This window comes from Saccharopolyspora elongata, assembly GCF_004348985.1.
GTDB classification, from domain to species: Bacteria; Actinomycetota; Actinomycetes; order Mycobacteriales; family Pseudonocardiaceae; genus Saccharopolyspora; species Saccharopolyspora elongata.
Genome location: NZ_SMKW01000001.1, coordinates 101351 through 117669 on the forward strand (window position 1 = coordinate 101351; position 16319 = coordinate 117669).

At 69.8% G+C, this 16319-nt stretch carries 14 protein-coding genes; 7 read left to right on the plus strand and 7 right to left on the minus strand.

Annotation, left to right across the window (positions count from 1 at the left end; genetic code table 11):
- Nucleotides 1-24: 24 nt before the first annotated feature.
- The 4 genes from E1288_RS00580 to E1288_RS00595 all read right to left on the minus strand — a co-directional run bounded on the left by E1288_RS00580 (nt 25) and on the right by E1288_RS00595 (nt 4881).
- On the minus strand, nt 25-558 hold the full coding sequence (locus E1288_RS00580; RefSeq protein WP_235883241.1) for an NADPH-dependent FMN reductase: 534 nt from the start codon (nt 556-558) through the stop codon (nt 25-27).
- A 330-nt stretch (nt 559-888) separates the two neighbouring features.
- A complete protein-coding gene (locus E1288_RS00585) occupies nt 889-1962 on the minus strand; it encodes an alpha/beta hydrolase family protein (RefSeq protein WP_132479188.1) in 1074 nt (357 codons plus the stop codon).
- A gap of 63 nt (nt 1963-2025) precedes the next feature.
- On the minus strand, nt 2026-3186 hold the full coding sequence (locus tag E1288_RS00590) for an endonuclease/exonuclease/phosphatase family protein (protein ID WP_408012722.1): 1161 nt from the start codon (nt 3184-3186) through the stop codon (nt 2026-2028).
- A 183-nt stretch (nt 3187-3369) separates the two neighbouring features.
- Nucleotides 3370-4881, minus strand: coding sequence for a M28 family metallopeptidase (locus tag E1288_RS00595; protein WP_132479191.1), 1512 nt, complete (start codon nt 4879-4881; stop codon nt 3370-3372).
- Nucleotides 4882-5067: 186 nt separating this feature from the next.
- Between E1288_RS00595 and E1288_RS00600 the strand changes: the two genes are divergently transcribed.
- Nucleotides 5068-6045: an NAD(P)H-quinone oxidoreductase gene (locus E1288_RS00600; protein WP_132479193.1), complete on the plus strand. Its 978-nt coding sequence runs from the start codon at nt 5068-5070 to the stop codon at nt 6043-6045.
- A gap of 201 nt (nt 6046-6246) precedes the next feature.
- On the opposite strand, the gene E1288_RS00605 is transcribed toward E1288_RS00600, so the two are convergent.
- On the minus strand, nt 6247-7446 hold the full coding sequence (locus E1288_RS00605) for a cysteine desulfurase-like protein (protein ID WP_132479195.1): 1200 nt from the start codon (nt 7444-7446) through the stop codon (nt 6247-6249).
- 361 nt (nt 7447-7807) lie between these two features.
- On the opposite strand from E1288_RS00605, the gene E1288_RS00610 reads away from it, so the two are divergent.
- From E1288_RS00610 to E1288_RS00630, 5 genes are all read left to right on the plus strand, one after another.
- Nucleotides 7808-8338, plus strand: coding sequence for a bacterial proteasome activator family protein (locus E1288_RS00610; protein ID WP_132479196.1), 531 nt, complete (start codon nt 7808-7810; stop codon nt 8336-8338).
- A 100-nt stretch (nt 8339-8438) separates the two neighbouring features.
- Nucleotides 8439-9299, plus strand: a complete 861-nt coding sequence (wzm, locus tag E1288_RS00615) for a galactan export ABC transporter permease subunit Wzm/RfbD (protein WP_132479198.1) — start codon at nt 8439-8441, stop codon at nt 9297-9299.
- A 17-nt stretch (nt 9300-9316) separates the two neighbouring features.
- Nucleotides 9317-10135 carry a galactan export ABC transporter ATP-binding subunit Wzt/RfbE gene (gene wzt / locus E1288_RS00620; protein ID WP_132479199.1) on the plus strand — a complete coding sequence of 273 codons (819 nt, stop codon included), beginning with the start codon at nt 9317-9319 and terminating at the stop codon, nt 10133-10135.
- The gene (glfT1, locus tag E1288_RS00625; RefSeq protein WP_132479201.1) at nt 10132-11046 is read left to right on the plus strand and encodes a galactofuranosyltransferase GlfT1; all 915 of its coding nucleotides are present in this window, start codon (nt 10132-10134) and stop codon (nt 11044-11046) included. Before wzt ends, glfT1 begins: the two co-directional genes overlap by 4 nt.
- Before the next feature lie 170 nt (nt 11047-11216).
- Nucleotides 11217-14519, plus strand: a complete 3303-nt coding sequence (locus tag E1288_RS00630) for an arabinosyltransferase domain-containing protein (protein WP_132479203.1) — start codon at nt 11217-11219, stop codon at nt 14517-14519.
- 106 nt (nt 14520-14625) lie between these two features.
- Here E1288_RS00630 and E1288_RS00635 read toward each other — a convergent pair whose 3' ends face one another.
- Nucleotides 14626-15159, minus strand: a complete 534-nt coding sequence (locus E1288_RS00635) for an LppP/LprE family lipoprotein (protein WP_132479204.1) — start codon at nt 15157-15159, stop codon at nt 14626-14628.
- A gap of 261 nt (nt 15160-15420) precedes the next feature.
- On the opposite strand from E1288_RS00635, the gene E1288_RS00640 reads away from it, so the two are divergent.
- On the plus strand, nt 15421-15681 hold the full coding sequence (locus E1288_RS00640; protein ID WP_132479206.1) for a hypothetical protein: 261 nt from the start codon (nt 15421-15423) through the stop codon (nt 15679-15681).
- A gap of 184 nt (nt 15682-15865) precedes the next feature.
- Here the strand turns inward: E1288_RS00640 and E1288_RS00645 are convergent, their stop codons facing one another.
- The gene (locus E1288_RS00645; protein ID WP_132479208.1) at nt 15866-16303 is read right to left on the minus strand and encodes a GtrA family protein; all 438 of its coding nucleotides are present in this window, start codon (nt 16301-16303) and stop codon (nt 15866-15868) included.
- Nucleotides 16304-16319 lie beyond the last annotated feature (16 nt).

Genomic DNA, 16319 nt, shown 5'->3' on the forward strand with positions numbered 1-16319 from the left:
CCCGGGACCGACGCCCGCTTTCGGTCACCCCACCACGTGCTTCGCGATCGTGCGGAGCACATCCCGCAGCCCCTCGCGGACCTGCGGATCCTCGATCGTCTCGTCGGACCCGACGGCGCCGCGCGGAACGGTCAGGCGGACGCAGGCCGCATCGATGATGTCGGTGCTCAGGTAGCCCAGGACCGTCCTGAGCGTCTCGGACGCGCCGTTCCCGCGCCCCTCCGGAGCGACGTTGACCCAGGCCACCGGCTTCTCGTGCATCTCCGAGCCGCCGACGGTCCAGTCGAGCAGGTTCTTGAAGCTGCCGGGCAGCGTGCCCGCGTATTCCGGCGTGCAGAACAGCAACGCGTCCGCCGAAGCGATCCGGCCGCGCAGATCAGCGGCAGGTGCGGGCAGCGAATCGGTGTCCTGGTCGGGGTTGAACGCCGGAAGCTCGGCCAGCCCCTCGTAGAGCGCGACCGTCACGCCGTCCGGCGCGGCCTCCAGCGCGGTGCGCAGCGCAGCGGTGTTCGTCGAACCGCTCCGCGTGCTGCCCGTGACCAGCAAGATCTCGACCACTGCCCCACCTCTCCCGGCCCGGCATTCGCCGTGCAACATCCCGATTTTGCCTAAAATCGGGAGCCTTCGACGGGCCCCGGTGCTCCTCCCGGCTTTCCCTGCAGGGGCGTTCCAGAACGGCGGGCAAGACGTGACCGCCTGGAACGCGGAGCGCCGGTTTCGCGCGAAACCGGCGCTCCACGTGAGGGCGGGGCGCCGGTTTCGCGCGAAAACGTCACCGGCGCCGGGCACCCGGCGACCTGGGCAGGGAGCCTTCGGCGCGCGTCGAGGACTCCGTGGAGGCCTCCCGATTTTGCCTAAAATTGGGAAGGTCCTCTGGAACCCGGGCCGTCACGGGTTCTCGAAGCGGACTTCCGGGTAGCGCGGGGACGGGCCGTCCAGCAGGTGCTGCGGCCGGCCCCGCAGGTGCAGGTCCACGAACGCGGCGACGTAGTCCCTGGTGATCCGGGCCGTGCGATCGCCGGTCATCGGCTCGTCTCCCACGTCGATCCCCATCTGCTCCGCCAGGATCGAGTAGTCCGTGAACGACGAATGTGCTGTGCCCGCAACGGAAAGCCAGCGCTTCCAGCCCGTCAGGTGCGGCCAGCTGGCGTCCCAGGTTTCGTCCGCGCCCGGCCGACCGTGCTTGTCCGCGCCCAGCATCAGGAACGGGCGGTCGAGGTCCTCGGTCAACTCCGGCCGGAAGGTCCCGTCCATGTTGACCCCGGCGCGGATCCGCGGGTCTTCCCGCACCGCGTGCGCCGCGGCCGCGCCGCCCAGGGAATGGCCGGCCATCGCGATGCGGTCCGCGTCGATCAGGCCCGATCCGGTCAGCTCGTCGATCACGAACGAGACGTCGATCGCACGGTTCCGCGCGATGGTCGGCCCGTCCGGTTTCGTTTCGCAGATGAGGCATTCGGTGATCCGGCCATCCGGGAACGTGATCGCGCTCGCCTCGTAGGTGTGGTCCACGGCCGCGACGGCGTAGCCGCGGCTGGCGAGGTCCTCGGCCAGCCCGGTCAGCGACGAGCGCGAGAAGCTGTGTCCGGGCGAGAGCACCACCAGCGGCAATTTCCGGTCCAGCGGCTCCGCATCCGCCACCGCATGGGTGCGGGTCGTGCTCAGGATCTCCTCGGGAACCCCGGTCACCCGCAGGCCCGCCAGGATCAGGCGCGACTCCTCGGGCGTGACGTACTCGGCGCGCGGCCCGTCGCGGTCCTCGGTCGGGTAGAACAGCGACACCATCAGCTCGCGGTTCTCCTGCGGCACCCACGGATCGGGGCGGTCGTGGTCGACCAGGTGCAGCGTGGTCTTGCCGACCGCGAGCGGGCCGGTCGGTTCGGGGAGTGCGAGGCGCGCGGGCTCGGCCACCGCCGCCGGGGCCAGCAGGACGCCTGCCGCTACCGCGGCTATCAGAGTTTTCATGCCGCCAAGCGTCGAACGGCGGCCATGCCGGGCGAATCCGGTGATTCCCTGATTCGCCCCCGATCAGCCCAGCAGGTCGGCCCAGACGAGGTGGTGGTCCGAGGCGTCGTTGAGGCGGGCGAGCTCGTCGTTCGACGCCGGCCAGAAGACCCCGGCGCGCAACGGGATCAGCGTCGCCGACGGCAGGACGTAGTCCACCCGGAGGTTGCCGGGCGCCTTGTCGTTGAAGTCGCCGGTGTCGAAGTACGGGTTGCCGCGCTGATCCGCGTTCGCCCCGCCCTGGGTCAGGCTCGCCTCGACCGCTCCGGCGCTGCCCGGCAGCGGGTCGATGACGCGCGGGGCGCGCAGGATCTGGCGGGCGCCGTTGCTGTCGCCGTCGACCGGATCGGAGTTCTGGTCGCCCGCGATGACGAACCGGGCGCCGGGCGCGAGACCGCCGGCGGCGCCAGCGTCGTCGTAGATGTAGCCGCCCCGGCCCGGGCTGACGTAGTCCGCCCAGAAGCGGATCTCGTCGTGGTTGCGCAGGGCGTTGCGCTTCTCCGGACCGTCGAACGCCGGCGGCGTCGGGTGCGAGGTCAGGAAGTGCACGGTCCGCCCGCCGACCTCGATCGGCAGGTCCCAGTGCGACTTCGACGACAGCCGCAGGGCCGCCAGCTCCTCCGGCGAGTACCAGTCGCCGGGCTGCGGCGTCGCCGGGTCGTCGGGCAGCTGCGCGCCCGGCATGTCCACCCACCGGAACTGCTGGAACGTACGGGCCTCGCCGATCGGGTACTTCGACAGCACCACCATGCCGTACTGGCCGGGGAACGCGCCGAAGCCGTGGGCGTCGCCCGGGCCGCCGACGGTGCCGTCCTCGTCCAGGTCCATGCCGGTCTGCACGCCCGTGTTCACCGGGGCGGTGTAGGCGTACGGGTAGTCGATCGGGTCGGCGCCGCCCTGGCCGTGCGCCAGGTAGTTGGCGCGGAAGGCGTCGACCGCCGCGCCGCCCTCGACGTAGTCGAACTCGTTGAGCAGCAGCACGTCCGGGCGGGCCCGCTGCACCACTTCTGCCACCTCGCGGGCCTGCGGATCGTCCGGTGTGGACAGATCCGCGAGCAGCTCGCCCTCGGCGGCGCGGTTGAGGGAGGCGTTGAACGTCGCGAAGCGCACCGGCTGCGCCGCGTCGGCGGCGGGCGCCACCAGAGCTGCGGCGACCGCGGTGACCGCAAGAACGGCACGTTTCACGACATCCCCTTCGATCGGACTACGACAACCACCCCACCCGGTGAGTTCTTCCGCAATTTCAATGGAAATCGGACCTCTGATTTCCATTGAAATTGCGGACCACCGGGAAGCGGCGGGGCACTTCCGGGCCGGCTAGTGGCCGGAAGGGCCCCGCGCGCTGTTCGAACCTTTCCCAGGTGTCGATCAGGCCAGGTTGTGGTGACCGGCCTTGGTCAGCACCGGGGCGTCGTGCTGCGCCATCATCGTGACCTGCGCGGCACGCAGCTGCGCGCGCTGGGCACGGCTCTGCATCCCGTTCACCGCCTCGGTGCTCTTCGAGTAGCCGTCGATCACCGCGGCCAGCGCCTTGGCGTTCCGCTCCAGCGCGATCCGGTCCACATTGGACAGGTTATCGCCCGGCGCGTGGTAGTTCGGGTCGAAGGCGACGCCCGCGGTGCCGCCCCACTTCGCCGCCTGCTCCTCGGTCTTGAGCTCCTCGACGCCGGTGTTCAGGCCGCCCGCCGGGATCCCCACCGCGATGAACTCGCCGTAGTCGGAACGCCCGTCGAACTCGTCGCCCTCCACCTCGACGCCCTGCTTGGCCATCGCGGCGGCGAAGTCCTGCTCGATCTGCGCCGAGCCCTGCGGGCCCGTCGGGCCACCGGTGGAGCCGTCGCCGTCGTAGACGAAGTAGCCGGCGTTCGGCGAACCGATCATGTCGAAGTTCAGGTACAGCGCGATGTCGAGCTGCTGCTCGAAGCTCAGGCCCTGCACGTACTGCGTCGACCCGACCAGGCCGGATTCCTCCGCGCCCCAGAACGCGAACCGCACGGCGTTGTTGACCTTCGGGCTGCCGCCCAGCTTCAGCGCCGCCTCCAGCAGGCCCGCGCTGCCGGTGCCGTTGTCGTTGATGCCCGGGCCCTCGGGAACGCTGTCCAGGTGCGCGCCGGCCATCACGACGTTGTCGGTGCGACCGGTACGGGTCTGCGCCACGATGTTGCGGGTGGTGACGGTCTCCAGGCGAGCCTGGACGTCCAGCTTCACCTCGGCGCCGGCCTGCCCGGCGAGCGCCTCGCCGACCTCCTTGGTGACGCCGGCGGCCGGGATCTTCGAGATGTCCGGGTCGCCGAGCGTGCCGTTGAGCGCACCGTCCACGTTGTTGTAGATGATCGCGCCCGCCGCCCCGCGCTCGCCGGCGAACTTCGCCTTCTCACCGAAAGTGCACGCGCCGCGCTGGATCAGCACGACCTTGCCGGTGACGTCCTGCCCGTCGTAGTCGCTGGCGGAGCAGCCTGGTGTGTCGTCGACCGGGGCGACGGCCAGCGGCGCGGTGATGCCGCCCTGCGGGGTGGCCGGCGAGTACTCGAGCGCGTCACCCTCGACCGGCTGACCGGCCACCGCAAGGCTGAACGAGTCCAGGAAGTACGCCTGGTAGGTGAACTCCGGCGTGGTGACGTCAAAACCCGCGCCGCGGAGCTTGCCCGCCACGTAGTCGACGCTGGCCTCGTAGCCGGGCTGGCCGGACGCGCGGTTTCCGCCGTTCTGGTCGGCGATCCGCTGGAACGCGATCAGGTGACGGTTCACGGCGTTGGCGTTGATGGTCGAGCCGAGGTCGGCCGGCGCCGCGCTGGCCGGGGTGACGGTCAGCAACGCGGCGGCGCACGTCGCGGCCAAGGCCGCCGCCGAGCGCTTGGGTGTGATGGTTCGCGAACTCATCATGCTCCCCGCTTCGGGTGGACTTTGTGCTGGCTAGCCTTGAGAGGATCACTCAACGAAGTCAAGACCGCTCAGGGAAGCGTTAAGAAGCAGGGACTATTTCCCATTTTTACCGAGTTGTCCGGTCGACTTCGGACTCCCGCACCACGCGCTGCGAACCCTCCGTCGCTGACTACCGTCCAGGGCATGTACGCGATTTCGATCCGCGAGCCGGGCGAACCGGACGTGCTGGAATGGACCGAACACCCCGACCCGCGGCCAGGTCCGGGTGAAGTGCTCATCGACGTCGTCGCGAGCGCGGTCAACCGCGCCGACCTGAGCCAGCGGCAGGGCAACTACCCGCCGCCGAAGGGCGCCAGCACCATCCTCGGGCTGGAATGCTCCGGAACCATCGCCGAAATCGGCGAAGGCGTCACCGGATGGCAGGTGGGCGACGAGGTTTGCGCACTGCTCGCCGGCGGCGGCTACGCCGAACGGGTCGTGGTGCCCGCCGCGCAGGTGCTGCCCAAGCCCGCCGGCGTGGACCTCGTCGAGGCCGCCGGATTGCCCGAGGTCAACTGCACCGTGTGGTCGAACGTGGTGCTGGAGGCCGGGCTCCGGAGCGGACAGCTGCTGCTCGTGCACGGCGGCGCCGGCGGCATCGGCACCAGCGCGATCCAGATCGCCAAGGCGATCGGCGCGCGCGTGGCGGCGACCGCCGGATCGGCCGCGAGCCGGCAGCTGTGCGCCGATCTGGGCGCGGACCCGGTCATCGACTACCGCAACGAGGACTTCGTCGCGATCGTCAAGGAGCTCGGCGGCGCGGACGTCATCCTGGACAACATGGGAGCGTCCTACTTGGACCGCAACCTGTCCGCGCTGGCGCCCGACGGGCACCTGGCCGTTATCGGCATGCAGGGCGGCCGAAAGGCCGAGCTGGACCTGGGGAAGATGCTGGTCAAGCGGCTGCACCTGTCGGTGCTCGGGCTCCGCGGGCGGCCGGTGGACGGGCCGCAGGGCAAGGCGGCGATCGTCGCCGACGTGCGGGAGCGGCTGTGGCCGCTGGTCGAGGCCGGCGAGGTGCGGACGCTGGTGCACGAGCGAGTGCCGCTGCCGGAGGCGGCGCGAGCGCACGCGATGCTGGAGGCGGGCGACGTCCGCGGCAAGATCCTCCTCGTCCGCTGACGGTCCGACGACAGTTTCAATTGAAACTGCACTCCCAGGACTGGCGAACTGCGGCTCGTGAGTGGCTGTTCCGGCAAGAACCGGAAGGACCACTCACGAGCGGCATGCTGTGGACAACTCGGCCTGGGCTGTGGACAACTCCCGCAATTTCAATGGAAATCGGACCTTCGATTTCCATTGAAATTGCGGTGGCGCCCCGGCTCAGCCGAGTTCGCCGACGGCCCGGACCAGCTGGTCCACCTCGGAGGCGTTCGTGTAGTGCGCCAGGCCCACCCGGACCGCGCCGCCGACCTCGCCGACGCCCAGCACCGCGAACACCCCGTGCGTGCCCGGATCCGCGAACGCGCAGACCCCACGCTCCGCGAGGTGCTCCACCGCGTCCTCCGCCTTGACCCCGTTCACCGTGAACGCCATCGACGGCACCCGGCGCATCGCGTCGCCGATCACCATCACGTGCCGCATCTTCCGCAGCCCGTTGGTCAGGTTCGCCAGCAGGCCCGCCTGGTACGACTTCACCGAACCCAGCGACGTCAGCAGGCGCTCCCGACGCGGCCCGACCGCCGAATCGTCCAGCTCCGCCAGGTAGTCCACCGAGGCCACCAGCCCGGCCAGCAGCGGATGGGCGTGCGGGCCGAGCTCCAGCCGCTCCGGGCCGCGCGCGCCGGGCTCCAGCGCCACCGACGGCAACTGGTCGAGCATCGCCGGGTTCTTGAACACCAGCGCGCCGACCGGCGGCCCGCCCCACGCCGAGGCGTTCACCGCCACCACGTCCGCGCCCATCGCGGTGATGTCCAGCGGCACGAACGGCGCCGCCGCGGACGCGTCGACCACCACCAGCGCGCCCTGCTCGGCCGCGGCGTCCGCGGCCTGCCGCACGTCCGGCCGGGTGCCGACCGCACCCGACGCAGCCGTGATCGCGACGACCTTCGTGCGCGGGGTGACCAGTTCCTGGTACTGCCAGGTGGGCAGTTCGCAGGTCTCGATGTCGACCTCGGCCCACCGGACCGTGGTGCCGGAGCGCTGCGCAGCGCGCTGCCACGGCGCGACGTTGGCCGGGTGGTCCAGCCGGGAGACGACGACGTCATCGCCGATCATCCAGCCGTCGCCGAGCGCATCGGCGAGCCGCTGCAGCAGAACGGCGGAGTTCGGCCCGAGCACCACCCCGGCGGGGTTGGCACCGATCAGGTCCGCAAAAGCGCGACGGGCGGCCTCCACGATCGCCTCGGCGCGCTGCGATGCGGGGAAGATCCCGCCCGGACCGGATACCGGGGCCCGCAGCGCGGTGGACGCCGCGGTCGCCACTTGTTCAGGAACCTGCATGCCCGCCGGGGCGTCCAGGTGCACCCACCCGTCGCCCAGCGCGGGGAAGAGCCCGCGAACAGCCGCGACGTCGAACGCCATGGGGAACACGTTACGTACGGGGCGCGGCGTTCTCGCTGCCGGGTGGCAGATATCGCATCACTCGCGCAAAGACGGTTTCCAGGCTCACCCTGAGTAGCGGTGCGGGTGGCGGAACCTCAGACGCCGCCTGGCTGTGGGAGCCCCGACTTACGTATGACCAATACGCGGCATCGGGGACTGGCCTCGCCCAGTAGCCCAGAAGGGCGGGCACAGTCTGAGAACCCGCGGCGGTGCAAGCTGCGAGGGTGGGCTAAGCAGCTGCGCCGCTTCAAAGACAAAAGCAATCTCAAGGGCTGCGCCAGTGGGCACGCAGCGCTGCCCCGGAATTTCGAATCTTGTAGCGACCCGCCAGGATGGAGACATGACCCACGATCCGAGTGAGGGCCGGCCGCAGGTGTTCGTCGTCGGCGAGGACGGCAAGCCGGTCGGGGCCGCCCTGAGCCCCGACGAACAGCCGGAGCGCGGCGAGGACATCAACGACCTGGTCGAACAGCCCGCCAAGGTGATGCGCATCGGCACCATGATCAAGCAGCTGCTGGAGGAGGTCCGGGCGGCACCGCTGGACGAGGCCAGCCGCACCCGCCTCAAGGAGATCCACCAGTCGTCGATCCGCGAGCTGGAGCAGGGCCTCGCCCCGGAGCTCATCGAGGAGCTGGAGCGCCTGTCGCTGCCGTTCGCCCAGGAGTCGACGCCGTCCGAGTCGGAGCTGCGGATCGCCCAGGCCCAGCTGGTCGGCTGGCTGGAGGGCCTGTTCCACGGCCTGCAGACGGCGCTGTTCGCGCAGCAGATGGCCGCCCGCGCCCAGCTGGAGCAGATGCGCCGCGGCCTGCCGGCGGGCAGCACCGGCGACGTCGAACCCGGCCACCAGCGAGGCACCGGCCAGTACCTGTGACGCTCCGTGGAGGCTGCGCGCCCGACTCCAGGCGGGCGCTACGCCTTCGAGTGATGCCCACGCCGGAGGGGCACACCCGAGGTCGGTACTCTGACGCACTGTGCAGTCCACGAGCACGGTAGACAGCCCCCCCGCGCCCCCCGAAACGTCGTCGCGGACTTGGCGCAAGGCGTTCAAGGACATCAACGACGGGCTCCAACAGCGACAGCTGTGGGCGCACCTCGGATGGCAGGACATCAAGCAGCGCTACCGGCGCTCGGTCATCGGCCCGCTATGGATCACCATCGGCATGGGCATGACCGCGACGGCGCTCGGCCTGCTCTACTCCCAGCTGTTCAGCCAGGAAATCCGGACGTTCCTGCCGTACCTGACGGTCGGCTTCATCGTCTGGAACTTCATCCTCGGCTGCCTGACCGAGGGCACCGAGGTCTTCATCGCCAACGAAGGCCTGATGAAGCAGCTGCCCTCGCCGATCAGCGTGCACGTCCTGCGCCTCGTCTGGCGGCAGTCGCTGCTGTTCGCGCACAACATGATCGTCTACCTGGTGGTGCTGGCGGTCTTCCAGATGCCGATCAGCTGGACGGTGATCGCGGCCATCCCGGCCTTCATGCTGCTGATGCTCAACGGCGGCTGGGTCGCGCTGGTGTTCGGCATCATCGCGACCCGGTTCCGGGACATCCCGCCGGTCATCAACAGCCTCTCCACGCTGCTGTTCTTCATGACCCCGATCGTCTGGAACGCCGACATCCTGAAGTCGAAGGCACCGGAACTTGGCTGGCGCGCGAACCTCGCGGACCTGAACCCGCTATACCACTACATCGAAATCATCCGCGACCCGCTGATCGGGCAGGATCAGTTGCTGTACCACTGGATCGTGGTCCTCGCCTGCACGATCGTGGGATGGGCGCTCGCATTGGTCGTCCTGCGCAACTACCGCGCGCGCATCACCTACTGGGTCTGATCGGGAGCTGAGGAACTGTGGTCAGCATCGACGTCTGGAACGCAGCGGTCGACTTCCCGATCTTCGACGCGAAGTCCCGCTCGCTGAAGAAGGCCGTGCTCGGCAAGGCCGGCGGCAAGATCGGCACCGACAGCCGGGTCCCGATCATCGAGGCGCTGCACGACATCAACCTGTCGCTGCGGCACGGCGACCGCGTCGCCCTGGTGGGCCACAACGGCGCGGGCAAGTCGACGCTGCTGCGCCTGCTCAGCGGCATCTACGAGCCCACCCGGGGCAGCGCGCGGGTGGTCGGCAAGGTCGCGCCCGTGTTCGACCTCGGCGTCGGCATGGACCCGGAGATCTCCGGGTACGAGAACATCATCATCCGCGGCCTCTTCCTCGGCATGAACCGCAAGGAGATGGAGAAGCGGATCGACGAGATCGCCGAGTTCACCGAGCTCGGTGACTACCTGGCGATGCCGCTGCGCACCTACTCCACCGGCATGCGCGTGCGGCTCGCGCTGGGCGTCGTGACCTCCATCGACCCCGAGATCCTGATCCTGGACGAGGGCATCGGCGCCGTCGACGCCGAGTTCCTGGAGAAGGCGCGGGACCGGCTCAACGACCTCGTGAAGCGATCGGGCATCCTGGTCTTCGCCTCGCACTCCGACGAGTTCCTGATCGAGCTGTGCAGCACCGCGATCTGGATGGACAAGGGCGGAATGCGGGAGCAGGGGTCGCTGCGCGAAGTGCTGACGCACTACAAGGGCTACGACCCCTTCGAGCACCTCAGCGAGGAAACCCTGGCCCGGATCGGCGAATCCGCGGCCACGATCGGGAGCAAAGAAGGCTCATGAGCACCGACTCCGCACAGCAGCTGCCCGCCGGATCCGTAGTCGCGGTGATCGTCACCAGGCACCGTCGCGAGCTGCTGGCCGAGTCCCTGAAAGTGATCGCGAGCCAGACCAGACTCCCGGACCACCTGGTGGTGGTCGACAACGGACCGGATCAGCCCGCGCAGGACGTGGTGGCGGACTGCCCGATCCCGTCGACCTACCTGGTCTCGCAGCGCAACCTCGGCGGTGCCGGCGGCTTCGCGCTCGGCATGCTGCACGCGCTGTCGCTCGGCGCGGAGTGGGTGTGGCTGGGCGACGACGACGGCCGGCCCGCCGACGAGCACGCGCTCTCGACGCTGCTGGACGTCGCGAAGAAGCGGCGGCTCGCCGCGGTGTCACCCGTGGTGGTGAACATCGACACCCCGGACAAGCTGGCGTTCCCGCTGCGCCGCGGCCTGACCTGGAAGCGCCGGGTCAGCGAGCTCGGCGGCGACGACTTCCTGCCGGGCATCGCGTCGCTGTTCAACGGCGCGCTGTTTCGGGCCTCGACGCTGGACGTGGTGGGCGTGCCGGACTACCGGCTGTTCTTCCGCGGCGACGAGGTGGAGGTGCACCGCAGGGTGGTCCGCTCCGGGCTGCCGTTCGGCACCACGCTGAAGACCCGGTTCCTGCACCCGGACGGCTCGGCGGAGTTCAAGCCGATGCTGGGCGGCCGGTTCCACGCCCAGGACCCGTCGGACGCGGCGAAGCGCTACTACACGTACCGCAACCGCGGCTACCTCCTGTCGCAGCCGGGGATGCGGAAGATCGGCGCGCTGGAGGTGCTCCGCTTCGGCCTGTACTTCGTCGGCCAGAAGCGCGACCCGAAGGCGTTCAAGGAGTGGCTGCGCCTGCTCCGCCAGGGCCGGCAGGAGAAGTTCTACCGCCGCTGACCCGTGTCGGTTCCGATCGGGACCGACACGGTCACCGAACGGTCACGGGACGCTGAGACTGGCCTGAGAGCTACCTGAGACCGCAGCTCACGGCACCGGCCCGAGTGGTGATTTGCACACCGGCCGAATGCCGCGAAGGGGCTCGGACCAGCGGCTACTATCCTCCACCCGTGCTCAGTGGCCAGGAAGAAAGCCGCCGAACGGACGATGCTTCGGCGCAATCCGAGACCGAACGCCGGCAACCCTCCGCCAAGCGGCTGAAGCTGTTCGCGTCGATCTTCGGGCTGCTCGGCACGGTGCTCGCACTGGCGGTGCCGTTCCTCCCCGTCGACTACAACATCACGACGCTGAAGTGGCCGACGGCGGAAGGCACCAAGTCGGTGTCGGCGCCGCTGGTGAGCTACTCGCCGGTGTGGCTGAACGCCGAGGTGCCGTGCGCCGCCGTGCGCAGCCTGGACGCCCGCACCAACGGTCCGGCCACGGTGCTGAGCACGAACCCGCCGACGTCGGACTACGGCAAGCTGACCGGCCTGACGCTGCAGGTCGACAACGGTCACCTGACGATGCTGACCAAGGGCCAGCAGGTGGGCACGGTGCCGCTGCCCGCGGGCGACTGCTCGTTCTCGCTGCACTCCGACGCGTACGGCACCACCGCCGGCGTCGGCGACGAGTCGCTGGCGAACCTGCGCGGCGACCAGCGCCCGCAGATGACCGGCATCTACTCCGGGCTCAACGACGGCATCGACGACGTGCGCGGCCTGTCCTTCGAGGCCCGCGTGGACAACCGCTACGAGAGCCAGGCGACCACGATCAAGGGCGTCGCGATGGCGCTCGCGGTGCTGGCGTTCATCGGCTCCGTGATCTGCCTGCGGCGGCTGGACGTGCGCGCCGGCCGGCGCCCGCCGAAGTGGGCCCCCGCCGGTTGGTGGAAGCCGACGTTCCGCGACGCCTCGGTGATCGGCGCGCTGGTCGTCTGGTGGGTCATCGGCGCGATGACCTCGGACGACGGCTACATCCTGACCATCGCGCGGGCACGCGAGAGCTTCGGCTACGTCAGCAACTACTTCCGCTGGTTCGGCGTCCCCGAGGCGCCGTTCGGCTGGTTCTACGAGCTGTACTCGCTGTGGGTGCAGGTCTCGACGGCGACGCCGTGGGTGCGGCTGCCCGCGCTGCTGATGGGCATCGTCAGCTGGTTGCTGATCAGCCGCGAGGTGCTGCCGCGGCTCGGCCAGCAGGTGCGGCGCAGCAACGCCGCAGGCTGGGCCGCCGCCGCGGTGTTCCTGGCGTTCTGGCTGCCCTACAACAACGGCCTGCGGCCCGAGCCGGTCGTGGTGCTGTTCTCGCTGCTGGCGCTGTGCTCGGTCGAGCGCGCCGTGGCGACCGGCCGGCTGATGCCCGCCGCGCTGGGCTTGGTCGTCGCGGCCCTGTCGGTCGGGGCGAACCCGCACGGCATGGTGTCCGTGCTGCCGTTCGTGGCGGCGCTGAAGCCGCTGTTCCGGCTGGTCCGCAAGCGGGCCCAGGAGTTCGGCTGGTTGCCGGTGCTGGCTCCGATCGCGGCCTCCGGGTTCGTGATCCTGACGCTGGTGTTCTCCGACCAGACCTGGCAGTCGGTCATGGACGCCACGAAGCTGCGCACCGAACTCGGCCCGAGCCAGAGCTGGTACGAGGAGCTCAGCCGCTACAACCTGCTGTTCAGCCAGACTCCGGACGGCTCTCTGACCCGCCGGTTCCCGGTGCTGCTGGTGATGCTCTGCCTGGCCACCTGCGCCGTGGTGCTGCTGCGGCGCGGCCGCATCCGGGGCGCGGCGCTCGGCCCTAGCCGGCGACTCCTCGCGGTCACCGCGCTGTCCTTCGTGGTGCTGGTCCTGACCCCCACCAAGTGGTCCCACCACTTCGGCATCTTCGCCGCCTTCGGCGGTGCCCTGGCGGCGCTGACCGCGCTGGCCACCAGCAGCACCGTGCTGCGCTCCCGGCGCAACCGGGCGGGCTTCCTCGCGATGCTCATGGTGATCCTGGCGTTCACGGCCACCGGCCCGAACGCCTGGTGGTACGTCTCGGGCTGGGGCGTTCCGTGGTTCAACATGCCGCCGGAGATCAGCGACTACAAGCTGAGCACGATCTTCCTCGTCGTCGCCGGGATCGCGCTGATCGTGGCGTTCATCGAGCACCTGCGCATCGACGAGAACAACCCGAAGGTCGTCGACGAGCGCTTCGGGCGCGAGGAGAAGCGCAGCCGCGCTCTGCGGCTGGGCACCGCGCCGCTGTCGATCCTGTGCGCGCTGCTGGTGCTGTTCGAGCTCGCCAACTTCGGCAAGGTCATCCAGAAGCAGTGGGGCAGCTACAGCCTCGGCTCGGACAACATCAAGCAGATCGTCGGCTCCAGCTGCGGCCTGTCCGACTACGTCTACGTGGAGACCAACCCGCAGTCCGGCATGCTGCGGGTGTCCGGCGAGCAGCCGGGCACCGCGGCGCCGTCCGAGGACCAGGACATCGGCATCCCGCCGAAGCGGCTGGAGGGCAAGGAGGACGCCGACCAGTACATGCGGGCCAAGATGGTCGGCTTCAACCGGCCCGGCCTGCCGCCCGGCGACGGCTCCGACATGCAGGAAACCGACTGGAAGCCGCCGCACCAGTTCGGCAACGACAACGCGCCGGTGTGGGGCAGCTACGACGCGGCCGGCCTCGGCACCGGCGAGCTGCGCACCCAGTGGTACGACCTGCCGGAACGGGCGAAGACCGGCCAGGTGCCGGTGGTGCTCTCGCTGGCGGGCGCGGAGCTGGGCGCGAACTCGGTGGCGCTGGAGTTCGGCCACGACACCGACGCCGGTTTCCTGATCACCGAGCGCAAGTACGTGGTGCAGCAGCCCGGCCCGGCGTGGCGGGACTTCCGGTTCACCGTCGGCGGCAAGTCCGATGGCGCCACCAAGATGCGCGTGGTGGCCACCGACAACTCGCTGGGCCCGAACGGCTGGGTCGCGGTGAGCGCGCCGCGGGCGCCGCAGCTGGTGAACATGACCGACTTCGTCCGGGACCAGCCGACGTTCGTGGAGTGGACGGCCGCGCTGGTGCACCCGTGCCTGCAGCTGCCGGGCGTGCACAACGGCATCGCCGAGATCCCGAAGTTCCGGGTGGCGGCCGGGGCCGAGGTGCGCGACATCGGGCAGGGCTGGTCGTCGCCGGACGCGGGCGGGCCGTTCGGCTGGCTCAACGTGTCGACCAGCATGCGCGAGCTGCCGACGTACCTGAAGAACAACATCCACCGGGACTGGGGCTCGCTGTACGCAGTCGACCCGTACGAGCCGGACGCGCTGCCCGCGCAGGCGGCGATGGACGTGCACCAGGAAACCCATTGGGGCACCTGGACGCCGGGCCCGCTGTCGAAGACGGTCCACCTGCCGGGCGACGTCCCGAGCAGCGACGACCGCAACGACGTGAAGGCCTTCGAGCCCCCGGAGGAAGAACCCGAGCAGTGAGGGCTTCCCGTGCGGAGGTCCTTGGAGCGAAGCACCAGCCTTCGGCCGCGCGCCGAAGCTGGTGCTTTCCGGTTCCGGGGTGAACCGACCGGCTCAGCCCGGGTGATCAGTAATCACCGGGGTAGTTCGGTTCGAAGCCGACCGGCGGCTGGGCGTCGAGCTGCCCGTTCTGCACCGTGATCGTGTGCTGCGTCGGCGTGCCGCTCGGGCAGCAGCCCGGATCGCCGGCGGCGTACACCGGGAACTCCACCCGCACCGCCTTGCCGTCCTGAGACAGGATTTTCACCAGGCCGACGTCCACCCGGTGCACCAACTGCTGCCCGTCGAAGAAGAAGACCGCCTGGCAGCGACCGTTGGCGCTGCCCGTGCAGGTCGCGTGGATCGCCCGGATCGGCCCGCTGAGCCGGCCTTCCGGCGGATCCGGGGTGAGCCCCTGCCCCTCGATCAGCGCCAGCGCCGCGGCGAGGTCGAAGGGGTCGGGCACCGGGGCGGGCTGCGCTGTCGTCCGGGGCGACGACGCGGTCGGTGCGGGCTGCTCGGCCGGTGCGGGCTGCTCGGCCGGAGCCGACGGCGGCGCACCGCACCCGACGAGCAGAGCGGCGAGCAGGGGCAACGCCCCGACGAGATGACGACGACGCATCAGAAGAACCTCCACGTTCGCAGGCGAACGACCGCCCACGCCTATCCCGTTCGACGCAGGCACCGGAAATCGGTTCCGCCAGGCCGAAGCGGGTACGCCGTGAGCGAAAAGCGCCGGTGGGACCGGGTTCTCCGGTCCGCTCAGGGTGAAACCGGGTGTTCGGGCACGGGGATTCGTGGTCAGCTGAGGCGTGGAAGCCCTCGCGCTGCGGGGAAACTCCGCCTCGGCGGGTCGTCGGGGCGGCTGCGATTGGGAGATCCGATGCCCGAGACACGCCCAGGACTCGTGCTGCACCTCGCCGGAGCCAGCCAGCCGCTGCACATCGCGCTCGACCCGGCCGAGGCCGACGAGCTCCGCGACGTGCTCGCCGACTCGATGGCCAACGGCAGCACGAAGTCGCTCATCACCGCCGACGGCGGCCGCTTCGCGGTGAACTTCGCGCACGTGGCCACGGCGCACTTCGAAGCGACCCGCTCCGACGCCTACGGCGCGCCGGCCCGCGGCACCGGCTTCCGCAACTGACACCGCCGCTGGGCTCTGGCTGCTCGCTCCGCAGTTTCCAATGGAAACTGCGGAACATCGGCGTGTCGCACCCCGACACGCTGGCGCCTGTGGACAACTCCCGCAATTTCAATGGAAATCGAACCTCTGATTTCCATTGAAATTGCGGACCACCGGGAAACCGGGGCCGTGCCGTGACGTGACGTCAGTCGCGGAAGACGACCCACTTGAGCATCACGAAGTTGATCAGGGTGCCCAGACCCTGCGCGACGATCCAGCACACCGCATAGCGGAGCTGGTCGTTGAAGTCGGGCAGCGTTTGGTACAGCAGCTCGTTGGTGCCCACGTTGACGAAGAAGGTCACGGTGTAGACGACCGCGAACCCGACCGCCTTCGCCTTGGCGTTGCCCGTGCTCGCGCCGCTGAACGTGAACTTCCGGTTGATCAGGTAGGAAGCCGTGGTGCCGAGGATGAACGACACGGCCTTGGAAGCCCAGTTCGGCAAGCCCAGCGAAAGCAGGAGCGCGTAGACCCCGGCATCGATGATGGCGCAGAAACCGCCGATGGCCACGAAGCGGAAGAGCTGGTTGAAGACGCCTAGGCGCTTCTGTTCGGTCTGGGCTGCGGGTTCGGCCACGGCCACTGGTTCACCTCGGGAT